Genomic DNA, 14,725 nt, shown 5'->3' with positions numbered 1-14,725 from the left:
TCCCGCACCCCGCCTCCTGGACCGGGGCTTCGTACCCCGCCGAGAAGCCGAGGAGTGACGATCGCCGCCCCACGCCTCTCGCGCCGAGCCCGTCCGGACGCTCGGGAGAGGCCGCTGTCCGGGGCGCGGCCGGCCGACCCGGATGCCGAGCGACGCGCCCCTGTCGGTGGACTCCTGCCATCCGTGGGCCCGCCGCAGCCCGCACACACGGCAGCGGTCACTATGGGAACGGTGCTCGGCGAACTCCGTCTCCTGGAGGAGCGCCGGGAGACCGGGCGACGACGAGCACGCTTCCGCCGTCCCCGCGCGGGATCGACGTGTGGATCGAGGACGATCCGCTGATCGCGGCCGACGGTGCCCGGGTGATGTCGTCCACGCCGCCACGCGCCGCCGACGGGATCGAGAAGTGGATGGCCGCCCTGCTGGACGGCCGGTCCGGAGGAACCGCACCTGCTGTCGAGGAGCGGCCGCGGACGCCGGGGACGGCGTCCGGCGATCAGCCCTCGGCCGTCGGCCGGGACGCCGTTTCGGACCCGGTGGCTTGCACGACCGCGCCCGGCTCGTCGCCGTCGTCGGCCCAGATCGATCTGACATGGGACATGTGCGTCAGCATGCGCTTCTCGGCACCCTGTGCGTCACCGGCGATCATGAGATCGAGCAGCTGGATGTGCTCCTCGGCGGACGCGGTCAACTGCCCCGATTCCGACAGCCGGTTGAGGCCGAAGAGCCGAGACCGCTTGCGCAGGTTGCCGACCTCCTCCACCAGTCTGCGGTTGCCCGCCAGACCGAGCAGTTCGAGATGGAAACGCCGGTCGGCCTCCAGGTACCCGATGATGTCGTGCTCGGCGGCGGCTGCCACGATCGCCTCGGCCAGCGGTCGCAGCGCCCTCAACTCCGCGGTCTTGCCCATTCTGGCAATCCGGCCGACGGTGGGGACCTCGATCATGGCGCGCAGTTCGGTGAAGTCGTCGAGGTCCTGCCCGGTCAGCTCCGTCACACGGAAGCCCTTGTTGCGGACCGCTTCGACCAGCCCCTCCCGCGCCAGATCGAGCATCGCTTCGCGCACCGGCGTGGCGGACACTCCGAACTGGGCGGCGAGAGTCGGAGCGGAGTAGACCACACCCGGCCGCAGGTCTCCGGCGATCAGAGCCGCCCTGAGCGCGCTGGCCACCCGGTCGCGCAAGTGCTCGTGCGCCGAGAGGGCGTTGAGCGTCGTCAGGGGAGCCATATGCATTCCTCCAGCGCCGTACGGGCCCTCAGAATACAATGTCACCTTTTTTCCACGGCCTCGGTCGTCCCGGCCCTGTTCTCCCGTCAGTTGATCAGTCCGCGGGCGCCTAGTGCCGGTCACGGCACTAGGTCCGCTCCCGGCACTAGGGCCGCGCCAGGCAACGTTTGCCCGTCAAGGAGCGCGTCCGGTACGTGCGAAGCACCGCGCCGGGCCGCCCCGGGCCGCGGTGGGACGGGACCGCCCGGAAGAGGACGGGCGGAACGGATGCCGTGGAGGCCCCGGCCGGGACGGCCGCCACCGGAACCCCGGGGGTACGGCGACGGCCGGGCCCGTGCCCGCGTGGTACGACGGTGCTCAGCTGTGCCCTGCGGCCAGGGCCTTCTCGGTCGCCGAACGCACGGCCGCCTCGTCGTCCGCTGGGAGCGGGAAGCGCGGCGGACGGGTGCGACCGCCGTGGCGCCCGGCCACGTCCATGGACGCCTTGATGGCCTGGACGAACTCGGGCTTGGAGTCCCACCGCATGAGCGGGTGCAGTTCCCGGTACAGCGGCAGCGCCGTCGCCAGATCCCCGGTCACGGCGGCGCGGTAGAGCTGGACACAGCTGGACGGCAGCATGTTCGGACACCCGGCGATCCAGCCGGCCGCCCCGGCGAGGGCCAGTTCCAGCAGTACGTCGTCGGCGCCCACGAGCAGGTCGAGTTCCGGCGCCCGTTCACGGATCTCGTACGCCCGGCGGACATCGCCGGTGAACTCCTTGACCGCGACGATGCTGCCCTCCTGGTGGATCTCGGCAAGCAGGCCGGGTGTCATGTCCACCTTGGTGTCGTACGGGTTGTTGTACGCGACGACCGGAATCCCGACGGCCGCCACGTCGGCGTAGTGGGCGCGGACGGCCGCGTCCTCGCAGCGGTATCCGTTGGGCGGCAGGAGCAGCACGGAACCGGCGCCCGCCTCGGCCGCCTGCTGCGCCCAGCGCCGTGACTCCGCGCTGCCGTAGGCGGAGACACCCGGCATGACCCGGTCGCCGTCGCCCGCCGCCTCCACCGCGACCCGGACCATCCGCTCGCGTTCCTCGTCGGTCAGGGTCTGGTACTCGCCCAGCGATCCGTTCGGCACCACTCCGTCGCAGCCCGCCTCGATGAGCTGCCGCACGTGCGTGGCGTAGGCGTCGTAGTCGATCGTGCCGTCGGCGCGCAGGGTCAGCGGGGTGGCGACCATGACTCCCTGCCAGGGGCGGGTGCGGGCGTGCGGGGTGTTCTGCTGCATCGTGGCTCCTCGAGAGTGGTGACAGGACATGACAGGCGCGGCATGACGAAGCGCGCACAGCGGGTGCCGTACGCGGCGCGCCCCCGACGCGCCGGTTCCTGGACCGGGCACGTCGGAGCCCGGCCGGGGTGCGCCGGACGCCGCGCGCGCCGGTGGCCGGGGGTTCGGCGGCCTCCTGGTGGCATGACCGAAAGGGTCTGCCGGGAAGCTCGCGGCGCCCGGCGCGGTGCATCGAGGACGGACGACCGCCCTCGTACCCCTCCTGGCAACGTTCGCCCCAACAAGCGTTCCCGGGAGGGGTAACAGTGCCGTGACCGGAAAGGTCTGCCCGGAAGGAACGTTGCCCGGCGCGTGCACTAGCCGGGATCGGCCGGTTCAGCAACGAGTTCGGACAGCTTCACGGGGCAGGCCGACGGGCGGCGGTCGGGCCTCTCCGGACAACGGCCGACACCCGGAGGGGCGCTGTGCACCGCCGCCGGCTCGCGGACGGCGAAGCCGCACGTCCGGCCCCGGCACCAGCCCATCCCGGCCCGGGTGAACAGCTTGACGGTCCGGGAGTCCCCGGCGCGGAGCCGCTCGCAGGCGTCGCGGATCCGCCCCGCGACGGCCTCTTCGCAACGGCAGACCTCCGTGTCGTCGGTGAGCCACCCGCCGCAGTCCGCCCCCGGTCGGTGCACAGCCCCCATCAGCGCTGCGAAGGCACACAGGCGACGCCGGGACCGGCTCAGGGCGACCGCCCTGCGCGCCACGTCCCGCCGTATCCCGCCGCGCACCTCGTGGACGACCGAGAGTGCAGCCAACTCCCCCTCTGCAACGGCGAGTTCCGCTCCTACGATCCGGCGGCGCGGCAGCACATGACCGGACTTCAGCATGGCCTGGGCCCCAGCCGCGCCCACCACGCCGGTAAGTTTCCTTTTACGGAAGGGGAGTTGGCGATCTTAGGCACCGGTCGCCGGCACCAGCCGACGGGCCCGGAGTCCGGGACCAGGAACCGTGTCGGACACCAGGAGGTTTCCCTCCCCGGCTCCGGTGGTGCCTCCGGCGACCGGACCCCGGTCGACGACGGCCACCGACGGTCCGGCCCGGGAGACGTAGTGGGCGCAGGCGGCGCCAACCACCTGGCACCGACGATGACGACATCCAAAGGCTGCCTCGTGAACACGTCAGTAATATGTCACATTGTTTCGGGGTCGCCAAGGGGGCGGACAAAGGCAGTTGATGTCACATCGGCTGCCCGGAGGACCCCGGATCCACCGGGAGAACGCACTCAGGGACGGGGCACGTTGCGCAGGTTGGAGCGGGCCATCTGGACCATCCGGCCGACACCGCCGTCCAGCACGATCTTGCTGGCGGAGAGCGCGAATCCGGTCACCATCTCGGCGCTGATCTTCGGCGGGATGGAGAGCGCGTTGGGGTCGGTGACGACGTCGACGAGGGCCGGGCCCTTGTGCTTGAAGGCGTCCTTGAGTGCGCTCTCCAGCTGTTTGGGCTTCTCCACCCGCACTCCGTAGGCCCCGGCCGCGCGGGCGACGGCCGCGAAGTCGGGGTTCTTGTTGGAGGTGCCGAACGAGGGAAGGCCGGCCACCAGCATCTCCAACTCGACCATGCTCAGTGACGAGTTGTTGAACAGGACCACCTTGACCGGCAGGTCGTACTGCACGAGCGTCAGGAAGTCGCCCATCAGCATGGTGAATCCGCCGTCGCCGGACATCGACACCACCTGCCGGTCCCGGTCGACGAACTGGGCCCCGATGGCCTGCGGGAGCGCGTTGGCCATCGAGCCGTGACTGAAGGAACCGATGACGCGGCGCTTGCCGTTGGGCGAGAGATAGCGTGCGGCCCAGACGTTGCACATGCCGGTGTCGACGGTGAACACGGCGTCCTCGTCGGCCAGTTCGTCCAGCACCGAGGCGACGTACTCGGGGTGGATCGGGATGTGCTTCTCGACCTTGCGGGTGTACGCCTTGACCACGCCCTCCAGCGCGTCCGCGTGCTTCTTCAGCATCCGGTCGAGGAACTTGCGGTCGGTCTTGGGCTTCACCCTCGGGGTCAGACAGCGCAGCGTCTCGCGCACATCGCCCCAGATCGCCAGGTCCAGCTTGGAACGGCGACCGAGGTGCTCAGGACGCACATCGACCTGGACGATCTTCACATCGTCGGGGAGGAACGCCTGGTACGGGAAGTCGGTGCCGAGCAGGATGAGGAGGTCGCACTCGTTGGTCGCCTCGTAGGCCGCGCCGTAGCCGAGCAGCCCGCTCATGCCGACGTCGTACGGGTTGTCGTACTGGATCCATTCCTTGCCCCGCAGCGCGTGCCCGACCGGGGCCTTCACCCGTTCGGCGAACTCCATCACCTCGGCGTGGGCACCCGCCGTTCCACTGCCGCAGAACAACGTCACACGTTTCGCCCCGTCGACCATCCGGCAGAGCTTCTCGATCTCCGCGTCCCCGGGCCGCACCGTCGGCCGCGTGGTGACCAGGGCGTGTTCCACCGTTCTGTCCGGAGCGGGCTGGGAGGCGATGTCTCCCGGCATCGTGACGACGCTGACCCCGCCCCGGCCGATCGCGTGCTGGATGGCCGTCTGGAGCAGCCGCGGCATCTGCCGGGGGTTGGAGATCATCTCGTTGTAGTGGCTGCACTCCCGGAACAGCAGGTCCGGGTGGGTCTCCTGGAAGTAGCCGAGCCCGATCTCGCCGGACGGGATGTGCGAGGCGAGGGCGAGGACGGGTGCCATGGAGCGGTGGGCGTCGTAGAGACCGTTGATGAGATGCAGATTGCCGGGGCCGCACGACCCGGCGCAGGCCGCCAGCGAACCGGTGACCTGGGCCTCGGCCCCGGCGGCGAACGCGGCGGTCTCCTCGTGCCGGACCTGGATCCAGTCGATGGCCGAGTTGCGCCGGATGGCGTCGACGACCGGGTTGAGACTGTCGCCGACGACACCGTACATACGCCTCACGCCCGCCCGGACAAGGATGTCGACGAACTGCTCCGACACGTTCTGCTTCGCCATGGGTGCGTACCCTTTCCGCGCTTCGGCTTCCGGACTCCGCATCCATCAACCCATGGCGTGCGCGATTACGCCTCCCAGACGGCGGCGCTCGTACGGTCGTCGGAGTAGCCCTTCACCCTGAGCTGAGTGTCCGTGAGGAAGGCCGCGAGCCCCGGTGCCTCACCGCCGGTCCAGCGTTCGGCGAGTTCCCCGGCCAGTGCCGGTTCCTCGCGCAGCGGTACGGCGAGCCCGGGGCTGCACAGCAGCAGCATGTCACCCGACCGGGCTACCGAGGTCCGAAAGCGGAACGGCTCGGCAGGGCGGTCGCCACCGGCGACGGCGCCTCCCGGGCGAGGCGACTCCCCGTTTGCGGAACCGGACTCCCCGGCCTTCCCCGCGCCCCCACCGATCGCTCCGCTTCCGGTGCTTCCGGCGCTTCCGGCGCTTCCGGTGCTTCCGGTGCTTCCGGTGTTTCCGGTGTTTCCGGTGTTCTCGGGGTTTCCTCCGTCCGGGGCGTTCCCGACGGAAGGACCGGCCCGGTGCGGAATCCCCGGTTCGAGGTCCTGCCAGACGCCGCCGCGCAGGCGGAAGAACCCACCGGCACCAATGCCGAAGAAGATCCTGGTACGGCAGTCGGGGTCAGCAGGCAGCAGGAGGCAACGCAGCCCCGCCGAGTACTGCCCGGGTTCGAGCCCCAGCTCGGCGGCACGGGCGCGCAGCCTGCCGAACCCGCGGTCGGTGAGCCGGTGCAGACCGGATTTCAGCTCGCCGCGCCGTCCGGCCCTTATGTCCTCGGTCAGGCGGAGATGGCTGCGCCCGATCGCACCGCCGATCCAGCGACAGGCGTCGGCCGCGGCCAGGTGCGCCTGCTCGGAGGCACGGGCTCCGGTGGCGACGGCCACCAGGACGAGCGCCTCCCGGTCGGTGCCGAAGCGCGCGGTGAGCAAGGCGTCGCGCCGGTGCTCGCCCCAATACCGCGCCGAGTCCCCGCGCACCGAGGCGGCACGCAAGGTGTAGGTGCCGTACCGGGCTCCGTCGAGCACCGTGTCGGCGGCGACGAGACCGTCCAGTTCCTGGGGGACGGTGACGGGCAGCGCGGTGGGCTCGGCGTCGTACGTGGGGGGCCGGTCGCCCACGTGGGTGCGCGCGGGACGCGACACGGCAGGAGCGGGGGCCGCGGACGGTCCCGCGGGCGACGGCAGGGCGGCGGGCGTCGACGGACCGGCGACCGCCACTGGTCCGGCGGGCGTCGACGAATCAGGTGCCACCGGTGGCCCGGCCGGTGTCGGCGCGGCGGGCACCACCGGCGGTCCGACGGGTGTCGACCGACCGGGGACCGCCACTGGTCCGGCAGGCAGCAACGGGGCAGGCCTCTTCGGTGGTCCGGTGGGCATCGGTGCGACGGGGCCCGTCGGCGACCCCATGGGCCTCGGGGCGGTGAAGTCGGCGAAGGTGCGCGGGTTCGGCGGGCCGGCGGGTGCGGACCCGGGGCCCGGTGCGTTCTCCTCGGGCGGCTCCCAGGGGGCACGCGTCCGTAACGTCGTCCGGGACGGCTCCGGCTCCGGCTCCGGCTCCGGCTCCGGCTCCGGCTCCGGCTCCGGCTCCGGCTCCGGCTCCGGCTCCGGCTCCGGCTCCGGCTCCGGCTCCGGGAGCAGCGTCCCCGCGCTCCCCCCGTTCCCCGCCCCGACCACCCTCGCCACCGAGTCGAAGCGGTCGTCGAGGGTGTCACCGGTGTCGCCCGCACCACCCGGACCACTCGCACCGTCCGCACCGCCCGCCCCGGTGTCCCTGTCGGTCTCGTCGTACAGCCTGTCCCACCAGTCGTCCCCGTCGGCGGGCCGCTCCCCCTGCTGGCTCATACTCTTGATTGTCCACGGCACGGGACGCACGGAAACGACGCATGACGAAAACACGACGCGCCGCGCGCACGGCGCGTCCGTGCACCCCGGCTGTGCAAACCGGGCCCCCGACCATGCGATCCGAGGTCCCGGTCGTGCTTATCGGGGGTCCCCGGCCATGCAAAGGGTCCGCCGGACGGACCCACCCCCCACGGGAAAGCCGTCCGGCGGACCGGTCAGGTCGTGATCAACGCACGGCGTACGCGTCGCTCACGGTCTGGACGACGGAGTTGCCGTTGGCGTCCGTCAGTTCGGTCTTCAGCGTGACCGGCTTGCCGGCCGCGCCCGCGTGGTTCACGGTCGCGGTCCAGTGGCCGTCGCGCTGCGCGGTGGTGCCCTCGGTCCAGGTCTCGCCACCGTCGTACGAGTACGAGACCTTGGCGGCGACCAGCTTGCCGGGCGTGTAGCCCGCGTGACCGATGACGCTCAGCCCGATCGTCCGGCCGGCCTTGGCCGGAAGGGTCTTCAGCCCGTCCGCGTTCAGGTCGTAGCTCGGGAAGAGCAGCGGAATGCCCTGGGAGTAGGCGTTCTCGTCCCGGTGGGAACGGAACTTCCAGACCGTCCGGGTCTGGGTGGACCGCTTCCACGCGGCGGCGGGCTGCCCGAACTTCATGGTCTCCATGGTGAGTTCGTACGCGGCGTCCCCGGCCGGAACGGTGAACACCCCGGACGGCCAGGAGGACTCGCCGATCACCTTGCCGCCGCTGGTGAGCCTCATGTTTCCGGTGTCGCCGAAGGAACCCTGGATGCCCATGTGCTCGGTGTCGCCCCAGAACGCGGGGGCCACGCCGATCAGGTTGTCCTGCCGTTCCGCGGCCAGCTGGAGCTCGCCGTCGGCGTCGCGCGGTGCGGTCGGGGCCAGGATGCCCCGGTACCAGTTCTCCGTGCGCTTCGAGCCCGCGGTGTAGGTGCGCGCCCGGTCGGCCATGAGCTCGCCCCAGGGGAAGCTGGAGGAGAGGTAGCGCGTCCAGGCGGTGTCGCCCGCCGAGTAGTACTCGGTGCGCTTGCCGGGGACGGCGACGGTGTCGCTGGCGGCGGAGAACAGCCCGCCGTACGGCCGGCCCATGATCATCGTGTCGACGTAGTCCGCCGCGACGCCCATCGCCTCGTAGTTCGAGACGACCGTGCCGAGCTTCTTGTCCCGGACCTGGTAGGTGCGGTCGGAGGTGACCGGGCCGGTCTCGGCGAAGGCGAGGTTGTAGACGAACGGGCTGACCGCGGTGGCCTTCCAGCGCAGCGTCACCGGGCCCTCGGCCAGGGCGGCCTTCAGCGCGGCGGCCTCCCCCGCCTCGATGCCGAGCGACGGCACCGGCGCCTGGCCGAAGCCGGCCGACGGCTGCCAGGGGCCCGCGGCCGGGCGGTGGGCGACGACGGCCTTCGCGCCCGCGGCCTTCGCGTCGCGCGCCTGGGTGTGCACGTACCCGTCGTCGCCGACCTCGACCAGCGCGATCTTCCCCGCGACGCCCGCGGCCCTCAGCTCATCGGGGGTGCCCTTTCCGGCGTCGACGAGCGCGGCCTCGCCCGTTCCGTCGAGGTTGACGGAGCCGGTGCTCGCCACCCTCGGGTGCAGTGCGGCGCCGCCGACGACCGACAGCTCCTCGATCTGCGGGGCGTACGCGCGCCAGAAGCTGGAGAACTCGAAGTCGCCGTCGCGCGCCTTGCCCTGCACGTCCGCCAGGTAGTTCTCGACGTTGCCGGCACCGGTGATGGAGCCGGAGTGCAGCCAGGTGTCGTCCCACGAGCGGCCGAACGCGAGGGTCGTGGAGCGGTTCTCGGAGGCGCGGTCCGCGGTCTTCACCTGGAGCCGGTGGGCCTTGCGTGCGTCGAGCACCAGGGTGGTGTCCTTGGTGACGTCGAGCTGCGGACGGGCGAGGTAGCCGACGGACTCGGCCATGCGGCCCGTGACGTCGGCGGTGTCCGGCGTGATGACGAACCCGGAGACGAAGTACGCGCCGGGGCGCAGCCGGTAGACCTGGTCGGCGGCGCCGTCGTTGAAGCGGCGCTCGCCGCTGGAGGTGTCGGTGCCGATGACGTCCAGCGAGGAGGAGCCCGTGGCGGGCTTGCCGGCGCGGTCGATCAGCTTGACGCGCAGGGTGACGGTCTCCGGCTCCACGTACAGGGAGAACGGGGTGGAGACCTTCGCACCGCCGGGCCCGGTGGCCAGGACGCGTCCGGTGACGTCGCCGTACTGGGCGGCCTTCAGCTTCGCGGACGGGTCGATGCGCAGCGGGACCTTCACGGTGGCCCCGGCCGGGACGGTGACGGTCTTCGTGTCGAGCCCGGCGACCGGGGTGCGGACCGCGGAGCCGTCGTTGCCCGTGACGCCCTGGACCTGGAGCGACAGCTTCACCGGCTTGGTGCCGGAGTTGGTGTAGGGCAGGTCGACGGTGGCGCGGTCGTTCCTGTCCTGCGGCCAGTCGAAGGAGCCGGCCTGGACGGCGGGGGCGCCGACGACGGTGGTGTCGATCGCGGCCTTCACGTCGAGCCGGCCGGCGCCGGTCTCGCGCACGTCCCCGGGGATGTCGCTCTTCGCGGACGACACCAGGGCGGCCTTGATCTGCTGGGCGGTCCAGTCCGGGTGACGCTGCTTCACGATCGCGGCGGCGCCCGCCACATGCGGGGTGGCCATCGACGTCCCGGACATCGACTGGTAGGCGTAGACGCCCCGGCCCCCCGCCGCCGCGGCGGAGATGGCGACGCCGGGGGCGGCGATCTCCGGCTTGAGGGTGTGCGCGCCGATCACGGGCCCGCGGCTGGAGAACTGGGCCGTGGAGTCGTCGCGGTCGACGGCGCCGACGGTCAGCACGCTCGGTGCGCAGCCGGGCGAGGAGACGGTGTTGAGCCTCGGGCCGGAGTTGCCCGCCGCGATCACGAACAGCGTGTCCTCGCTCCGGGCGAGCTTCTCGGCCGCGACACTCATCGGGTCGGTGCAGTCGGTCGGCTCCGGGCTGCCGAGGCTCATGGAGACGACGTCGGCCTTCTGGTCGACGGCCCACTGCATGCCGGCGATGATCCAGGACTCGGCGCCGAAGCCGCCGTCGTTGAGGACCTTGCCGTTGAGCAGTTCGGTGTCGGGGGCGACGCCCTTCTTCCGGCCGTCGCTCGCGGCGCCGGAGCCGCCGACGGTGGAGATGGTGTGGGTGCCGTGACCCTGCCGGTCGTCGGCGGTGCTGGAGTCGGTGAAGTTCTCCGAGGCGGCGATCCGGCCCTTGAGGTCGGGGTGTTCCGCGTCGGCGCCGGTGTCCAGGACGGCGACCCTGGTGCCCTTGCCGGTGTATCCGGCGGCCCAGGCGAGGTCGGCGCCGATCTGCTGGGTGGACCGGTCGAGGGTGGCGCGGATCTTGCGGTCGAGCCAGAGCTTCTTCGGACCGGCTGCCGAGCGGGAACGGCTGTCGGTGACGTCCGCCCAGAAGTCGGCGGCCTTCTTCTTGTCCGCCTTGAGCGCGACGCCGTCGATGGCATCGAGCACGAGTCCGCGCTTCGCGCCGCGCGGGGTGGCGGGCACGGTACGGGCCGCGGCGTCGCCGTAGACGGCGATCAGCGGCAGCGCGGAGGTGTGGGCGTCGTCATAGCCCTGCCGGACGAGTCCGGTGACGTTGAAGAGTTCCTGGTCGACCTTGCCGGCGGCCAGCGCCCGGGCGGCGGTGTCGGGGTACACGTAGAGGTCCTTGCCGGACTGCCTGGTCTGCAGGAGGGGCACGGAGCCGTCCTCGCGGGGCAGCGCGGTGACCGACGCGGCCCCGGAACTGTCCGTGCGCACCAGGACCTTGTCGCCGGTGACCAGGGTGACGGTGACCGGTTCGCCCGCCTTGGAGGTGGCGGGCGAACTGCCGGTCAGTGGTCTCTTCGCGGTCGCGTCGTCCTGCGGCGCTGCCGCGGACGGTGCGGTCGCGGTGACGGCCAGGACGGCGGCGGCGGCCGCCCCCAGCGCCGTACGCGATATCGGACGCATCGCTCTCCCCAAGTAAAACCCGGTCACCCCTGAACAAACAGCGGCGTTCCGGAAGTTGTCGGTACTGCGGTGGCGCCACATTGGCAGAGCGCGGGGCGATGAAGGGATGATGTGCACGGCGGGTTTACGCCGTGGCCGCTTTCCGCCACGACCGGCGCCCGGAATCAGTGACGGCGTGCGGAATCAATGCGTCCGGGAGGGAACGAGGGATGTTGGGGGCCATAGGTCTCGACGAGATACAGGAGTCGGCGTACCGCGCGCTCGTGACCGTGGGGGCCGCCGAGGTCCCCGATCTGGCACACCGGCTCGCGCTCCCCGAGCCGGACACCGAACGGGCGCTGCGCAGGCTGGAGCAGCACGGCTTGGCCGCCCAGTCCTCGTCGCGCACCGGCCGTTGGGTGGCGGCGCCTCCGGCGGTGGCGCTGGGGGCCCTGCTGACGCAGCAGCGCCACGAGCTGGAGCAGGCGGAGCTGGCGGCGGCGCTGCTCGCCGAGGAGTACCGGGCGGAGGCCACCGATTCGGCCGTGCACGACCTGGTCGAGGTGGTGACGGGCGCGAGCGCGGTGGCGCACCGCTTCCATCAGTTGCAGCTGGGGGCCACCAGCGAGGTCTGCGCCCTGGTCACCGGGAAGCCGATCGCGGTGAGCGGGACGGAGAACGAGGCCGAGGAGCGGGCCGCCACGCGCGGGGTGTCGTTCCGGGTGGTGGTCGAGCGGGAGGTCCTCTCGTTGCCGTCCGGGATCACGGAGCTCTCGGCGGCGCTGGGCCGCGACGAGCAGTGCCGGGTCGTCGACCGGGTGCCCACCAAGCTGGTCGTCGCCGACGCGGCCCTGGCGATGGTGCCGCTGACCGGCCGGGGCGCGGAGCCCGCGGCGCTGGTCGTGCACGGCTCCGGGCTGCTGGAGTCGCTGATGGGACTGTTCGAGGCGGTGTGGCGGGAGGCGATGCCGCTCCGGCTCGGCGGGGGCGACCTGCTGGAGGAGGTCTCCACCGGCCCCGACGCGACGGACCTGGAGATCCTCTCGCTGCTGCTGGCCGGGCTGACGGACGCGAGCGTGGCGAAGCAGCTGGACCTGGGGCTGCGGACCGTGCAGCGGCGGGTGAAGGGCCTGATGGAACTGACGGGGGTGTCGACCCGGCTCCAGCTGGGCTGGCATGCGTACGAGCGGGGCTGGGTGGCCCGGGATCCCCGGGCCTGACGCGTCGGTGCCCGGGATGCCCGGCGCCGTGGACGCGCGGGACCGGCCGGACTCCGTCAGGCTGGTCGAATGGGTGTGTGGCAACTCGTCGCCATCGGCCTGGTCATGTTCCTGGGCCTGATCGGCGTGCTGGTGCCGGGGGTGCCCGGACAGGCGATCGTCTGGGCCGCGGTGCTGTGGTGGGCGCTGACCGACAGGACGACGGCGGCCTGGTCCGTGCTCATGGGCGCCACCGCGCTGCTGCTGGTGGACCAGGCGCTGAAACCGCTGCTGCCGCCGCGCCGCCCGCACGAGTCCGGCGCCCCGCACAGGACCCTGGTGCTCGGCGGCGTCGGCGCGATCGTGGGCTTCTTCGTCGTCCCGGTGCTGGGCGCACTGGTGGGCTACGTGGGGACCGTCTACGGGGTGGAGCGGCTGCGGCTCGGCAGTCGTGGCGCGGGGTGGGCATCGGTCCGCTCGGTGATGCGGGCCACGGGCTGGTCCGTGCTCGTCGAACTCTTCGCGTGCCTGCTGGTGACGGGGGCCTGGCTCGGCGTGCTGCTCTGGGCGTGAGCCCGGCAGCCCCGAAGCGCGCCCGGGGCCCCGGGACTCCCGGCCCCGCCCGTCGGCTCAGGTGACGCCCAATGCTGTGACCGGGAAGGTTCGCCGGGTGGCTCGCGGCGTCCGGTGCGGTGCATCGCAAGGCGGAGCATCGTCCGCGTACTGGACGTACTCGGGTGATGCGACAACCCCCGCGAGGTGCCGTGCCGGGCCTCGCGAGCCGGTGAACCTTCCCGGTCACGGCATCAGGAGCTCCAGATGCCGTGCCCCGTACGAACGCCACGGACGCCACGCCTCCGTCCCGGGCCCGCCGCCGGGGTCCACGTCGGGGTCGCCCAGCGCCCTCATCCGGATGAGCGCCGCGGTCCCCGGACCGATCCCGGGCAGCCGGAGCAGCGCCCGCTCCGCCTCGTCCCGGTCCGCTCCGGCGTCGAGCCGTACGCCCCCGTCGGCGAGCGCGCCGGTCAGCGCCCGCAGTGCCGGGTCCTCCACCGCTCCGGCCAGCGTGCCCGGCTCGGGAAACACATGGGTGAGCCCGCCGGAGGGAACGTCGAGAACCTTGCCGTACGCCTCCACCAGCCGCTTCGCCTCCGCCGCGCCCACCAGCGCCCGGACGGCGAATTCCTCCGGGTCCGCGGTTCCCGGGGAACGCAGCCCCGGACGGGCGGCGACGTGCGCCGCGAGCCGCGGATCGGCGCCGAGCCGTTCGTCGACGGCGTACGGATCGGCGTCCAGGTCGAACAGCCGCCGCAGCCGCTGCACCGCCGTCGTCAGGTCACGCAGGTCCGTGAGATGGATCCGGGCGTCCAGCCAGGGCCCCGCGGACCGTTCGTCGACGGCTACGACGGCCGTGCCGTAGGGCAGGCGCAGGGTGCGCCGATAGGTCCGGGCACCGCGCTTCCCGACGACCTCCTCGACGCCGCCGACCACCTCGCCGGCCAGCAGGTCGAAGGTTTCGCGGGCCGCGTACGGCCCCCGGTGCGCGAGCCGCAAGGGGATGCCGGTGGTGTGCGCCGCCCGGCCCGCCGCCCCGGCCCCCGCCCCCGCCTCGGCTCGCAGCGCGCTCGGCGTGCGGGCGTAGATCCGCCGGATCGTTTCGTTGAACTGACGGACGCTGGCGAAGCCGGAAGCGAAGGCGATCTCCGTCACGGGCAGCCCGGTCGTCTGCAGCAGCACCCGCGCGGTGTGGGCGCGCTGGGCCCGGGCCAGCGCGACGGGTCCGGCGCCCAGTTCCGCGTTGAGTTGCCGCTGCACCTGGCGCGCGCTGTAGCCGAGCCGGTGCGCCAGACCGGGCACGCCCTCCCGGTCGACGACACCGTCCCCGATCAGCCGCACGGCGCGCCCCACGACGTCGGCGCGTACGTTCCACTCCGCCGAGCCGGGCACGGCGTCCGGGCGGCAGCGTCGGCACGCCCGGAAGCCGTGACCCTGGGCAGCGGCCGCGGTCGGGAAGAAGCGGACGTTCTTCCGCTTGGGGGTGACGGCGGGGCAACTCGGCCGGCAGTAGATACCGGTCGTCTCGACGGCGAAGAAGAACTCCCCGTCGAACCGGGCGTCGCGGCTGCTCACCGCCTCGTACCTGGTCGTTTCGTCCATCACACCGTCCAGTGTGCGGCACCTTTCGGCACCGCACTGGCGGATTTCGGACAT

The 14,725-nt window shown here is 72.3% G+C and carries 9 protein-coding genes and 1 pseudogene; 2 read left to right on the top strand and 8 right to left on the bottom strand.

Annotated features, from left to right (window positions below):
- Nucleotides 1-496: 496 nt before the first annotated feature.
- The 7 genes and pseudogenes from ACFYY6_RS11515 to ACFYY6_RS11485 all read right to left on the bottom strand — a co-directional run bounded on the left by ACFYY6_RS11515 (nucleotide 497) and on the right by ACFYY6_RS11485 (nucleotide 11,336).
- Nucleotides 497-1,228, bottom strand: a complete 732-nt coding sequence (locus ACFYY6_RS11515; RefSeq protein ID WP_386608953.1) for a GntR family transcriptional regulator — start codon at nucleotides 1,226-1,228, stop codon at nucleotides 497-499.
- A gap of 357 nt (nucleotides 1,229-1,585) precedes the next feature.
- The gene (locus tag ACFYY6_RS11510) at nucleotides 1,586-2,497 is read right to left on the bottom strand and encodes a dihydrodipicolinate synthase family protein (protein ID WP_360104619.1); all 912 of its coding nucleotides are present in this window, start codon (nucleotides 2,495-2,497) and stop codon (nucleotides 1,586-1,588) included.
- 356 nt (nucleotides 2,498-2,853) lie between these two features.
- Entirely contained in the window at nucleotides 2,854-3,396 is a 543-nt protein-coding gene (locus tag ACFYY6_RS11505) for a (2Fe-2S)-binding protein (RefSeq protein ID WP_386608955.1), read from the bottom strand.
- A gap of 72 nt (nucleotides 3,397-3,468) precedes the next feature.
- A pseudogene (locus ACFYY6_RS11500) lies at nucleotides 3,469-3,659 on the bottom strand (FAD-dependent oxidoreductase); the annotation flags it as partial.
- Nucleotides 3,660-3,764: 105 nt separating this feature from the next.
- Complete coding sequence (locus ACFYY6_RS11495) at nucleotides 3,765-5,507, bottom strand: pyruvate dehydrogenase (RefSeq protein WP_351524440.1); 1,743 nt, start codon at nucleotides 5,505-5,507, stop codon at nucleotides 3,765-3,767.
- A 65-nt stretch (nucleotides 5,508-5,572) separates the two neighbouring features.
- Nucleotides 5,573-7,345 carry a protein phosphatase 2C domain-containing protein gene (locus ACFYY6_RS11490; RefSeq protein ID WP_389192813.1) on the bottom strand — a complete coding sequence of 591 codons (1,773 nt, stop codon included), beginning with the start codon at nucleotides 7,343-7,345 and terminating at the stop codon, nucleotides 5,573-5,575.
- Between the two features lie 226 nt (nucleotides 7,346-7,571).
- Nucleotides 7,572-11,336 (bottom strand): S8 family serine peptidase, encoded by a 3,765-nt coding sequence (locus ACFYY6_RS11485; protein WP_389192810.1) that lies wholly within the window; start codon nucleotides 11,334-11,336, stop codon nucleotides 7,572-7,574.
- A gap of 209 nt (nucleotides 11,337-11,545) precedes the next feature.
- Between ACFYY6_RS11485 and ACFYY6_RS11480 the strand changes: the two genes are divergently transcribed.
- Both ACFYY6_RS11480 and ACFYY6_RS11475 read left to right on the top strand, forming a co-directional pair.
- Nucleotides 11,546-12,535: a helix-turn-helix domain-containing protein gene (locus tag ACFYY6_RS11480; protein WP_351524437.1), complete on the top strand. Its 990-nt coding sequence runs from the start codon at nucleotides 11,546-11,548 to the stop codon at nucleotides 12,533-12,535.
- Between the two features lie 69 nt (nucleotides 12,536-12,604).
- Nucleotides 12,605-13,087: a DUF456 domain-containing protein gene (locus ACFYY6_RS11475; RefSeq protein ID WP_386608958.1), complete on the top strand. Its 483-nt coding sequence runs from the start codon at nucleotides 12,605-12,607 to the stop codon at nucleotides 13,085-13,087.
- A gap of 225 nt (nucleotides 13,088-13,312) precedes the next feature.
- Here ACFYY6_RS11475 and ACFYY6_RS11470 read toward each other — a convergent pair whose 3' ends face one another.
- Complete coding sequence (locus ACFYY6_RS11470) at nucleotides 13,313-14,671, bottom strand: DNA-3-methyladenine glycosylase 2 family protein (RefSeq protein WP_389192892.1); 1,359 nt, start codon at nucleotides 14,669-14,671, stop codon at nucleotides 13,313-13,315.
- Nucleotides 14,672-14,725 lie beyond the last annotated feature (54 nt).

Source organism: Streptomyces sp. NPDC001750 (assembly GCF_042892615.1).
Classification (GTDB): domain Bacteria; phylum Actinomycetota; class Actinomycetes; order Streptomycetales; family Streptomycetaceae; genus Streptomyces.
This window is presented reverse-complemented; position numbering and strand designations above follow the sequence as displayed.

Coding starts and splice junctions, on each gene's coding strand:
- ACFYY6_RS11475 (WP_386608958.1), top strand. CDS start 12,605: ATGGGTGTGTGGCAACTCGTCGCCATCGGCCTGGTCATGTTCCTGGGC.
- ACFYY6_RS11480 (WP_351524437.1), top strand. CDS start 11,546: ATGTTGGGGGCCATAGGTCTCGACGAGATACAGGAGTCGGCGTACCGC.
- ACFYY6_RS11495 (WP_351524440.1), bottom strand. CDS start 5,507: ATGGCGAAGCAGAACGTGTCGGAGCAGTTCGTCGACATCCTTGTCCGG.
- ACFYY6_RS11515 (WP_386608953.1), bottom strand. CDS start 1,228: ATGGCTCCCCTGACGACGCTCAACGCCCTCTCGGCGCACGAGCACTTG.
- ACFYY6_RS11470 (WP_389192892.1), bottom strand. CDS start 14,671: ATGGACGAAACGACCAGGTACGAGGCGGTGAGCAGCCGCGACGCCCGG.
- ACFYY6_RS11510 (WP_360104619.1), bottom strand. CDS start 2,497: ATGCAGCAGAACACCCCGCACGCCCGCACCCGCCCCTGGCAGGGAGTC.
- ACFYY6_RS11490 (WP_389192813.1), bottom strand. CDS start 7,345: ATGAGCCAGCAGGGGGAGCGGCCCGCCGACGGGGACGACTGGTGGGAC.
- ACFYY6_RS11485 (WP_389192810.1), bottom strand. CDS start 11,336: ATGCGTCCGATATCGCGTACGGCGCTGGGGGCGGCCGCCGCCGCCGTC.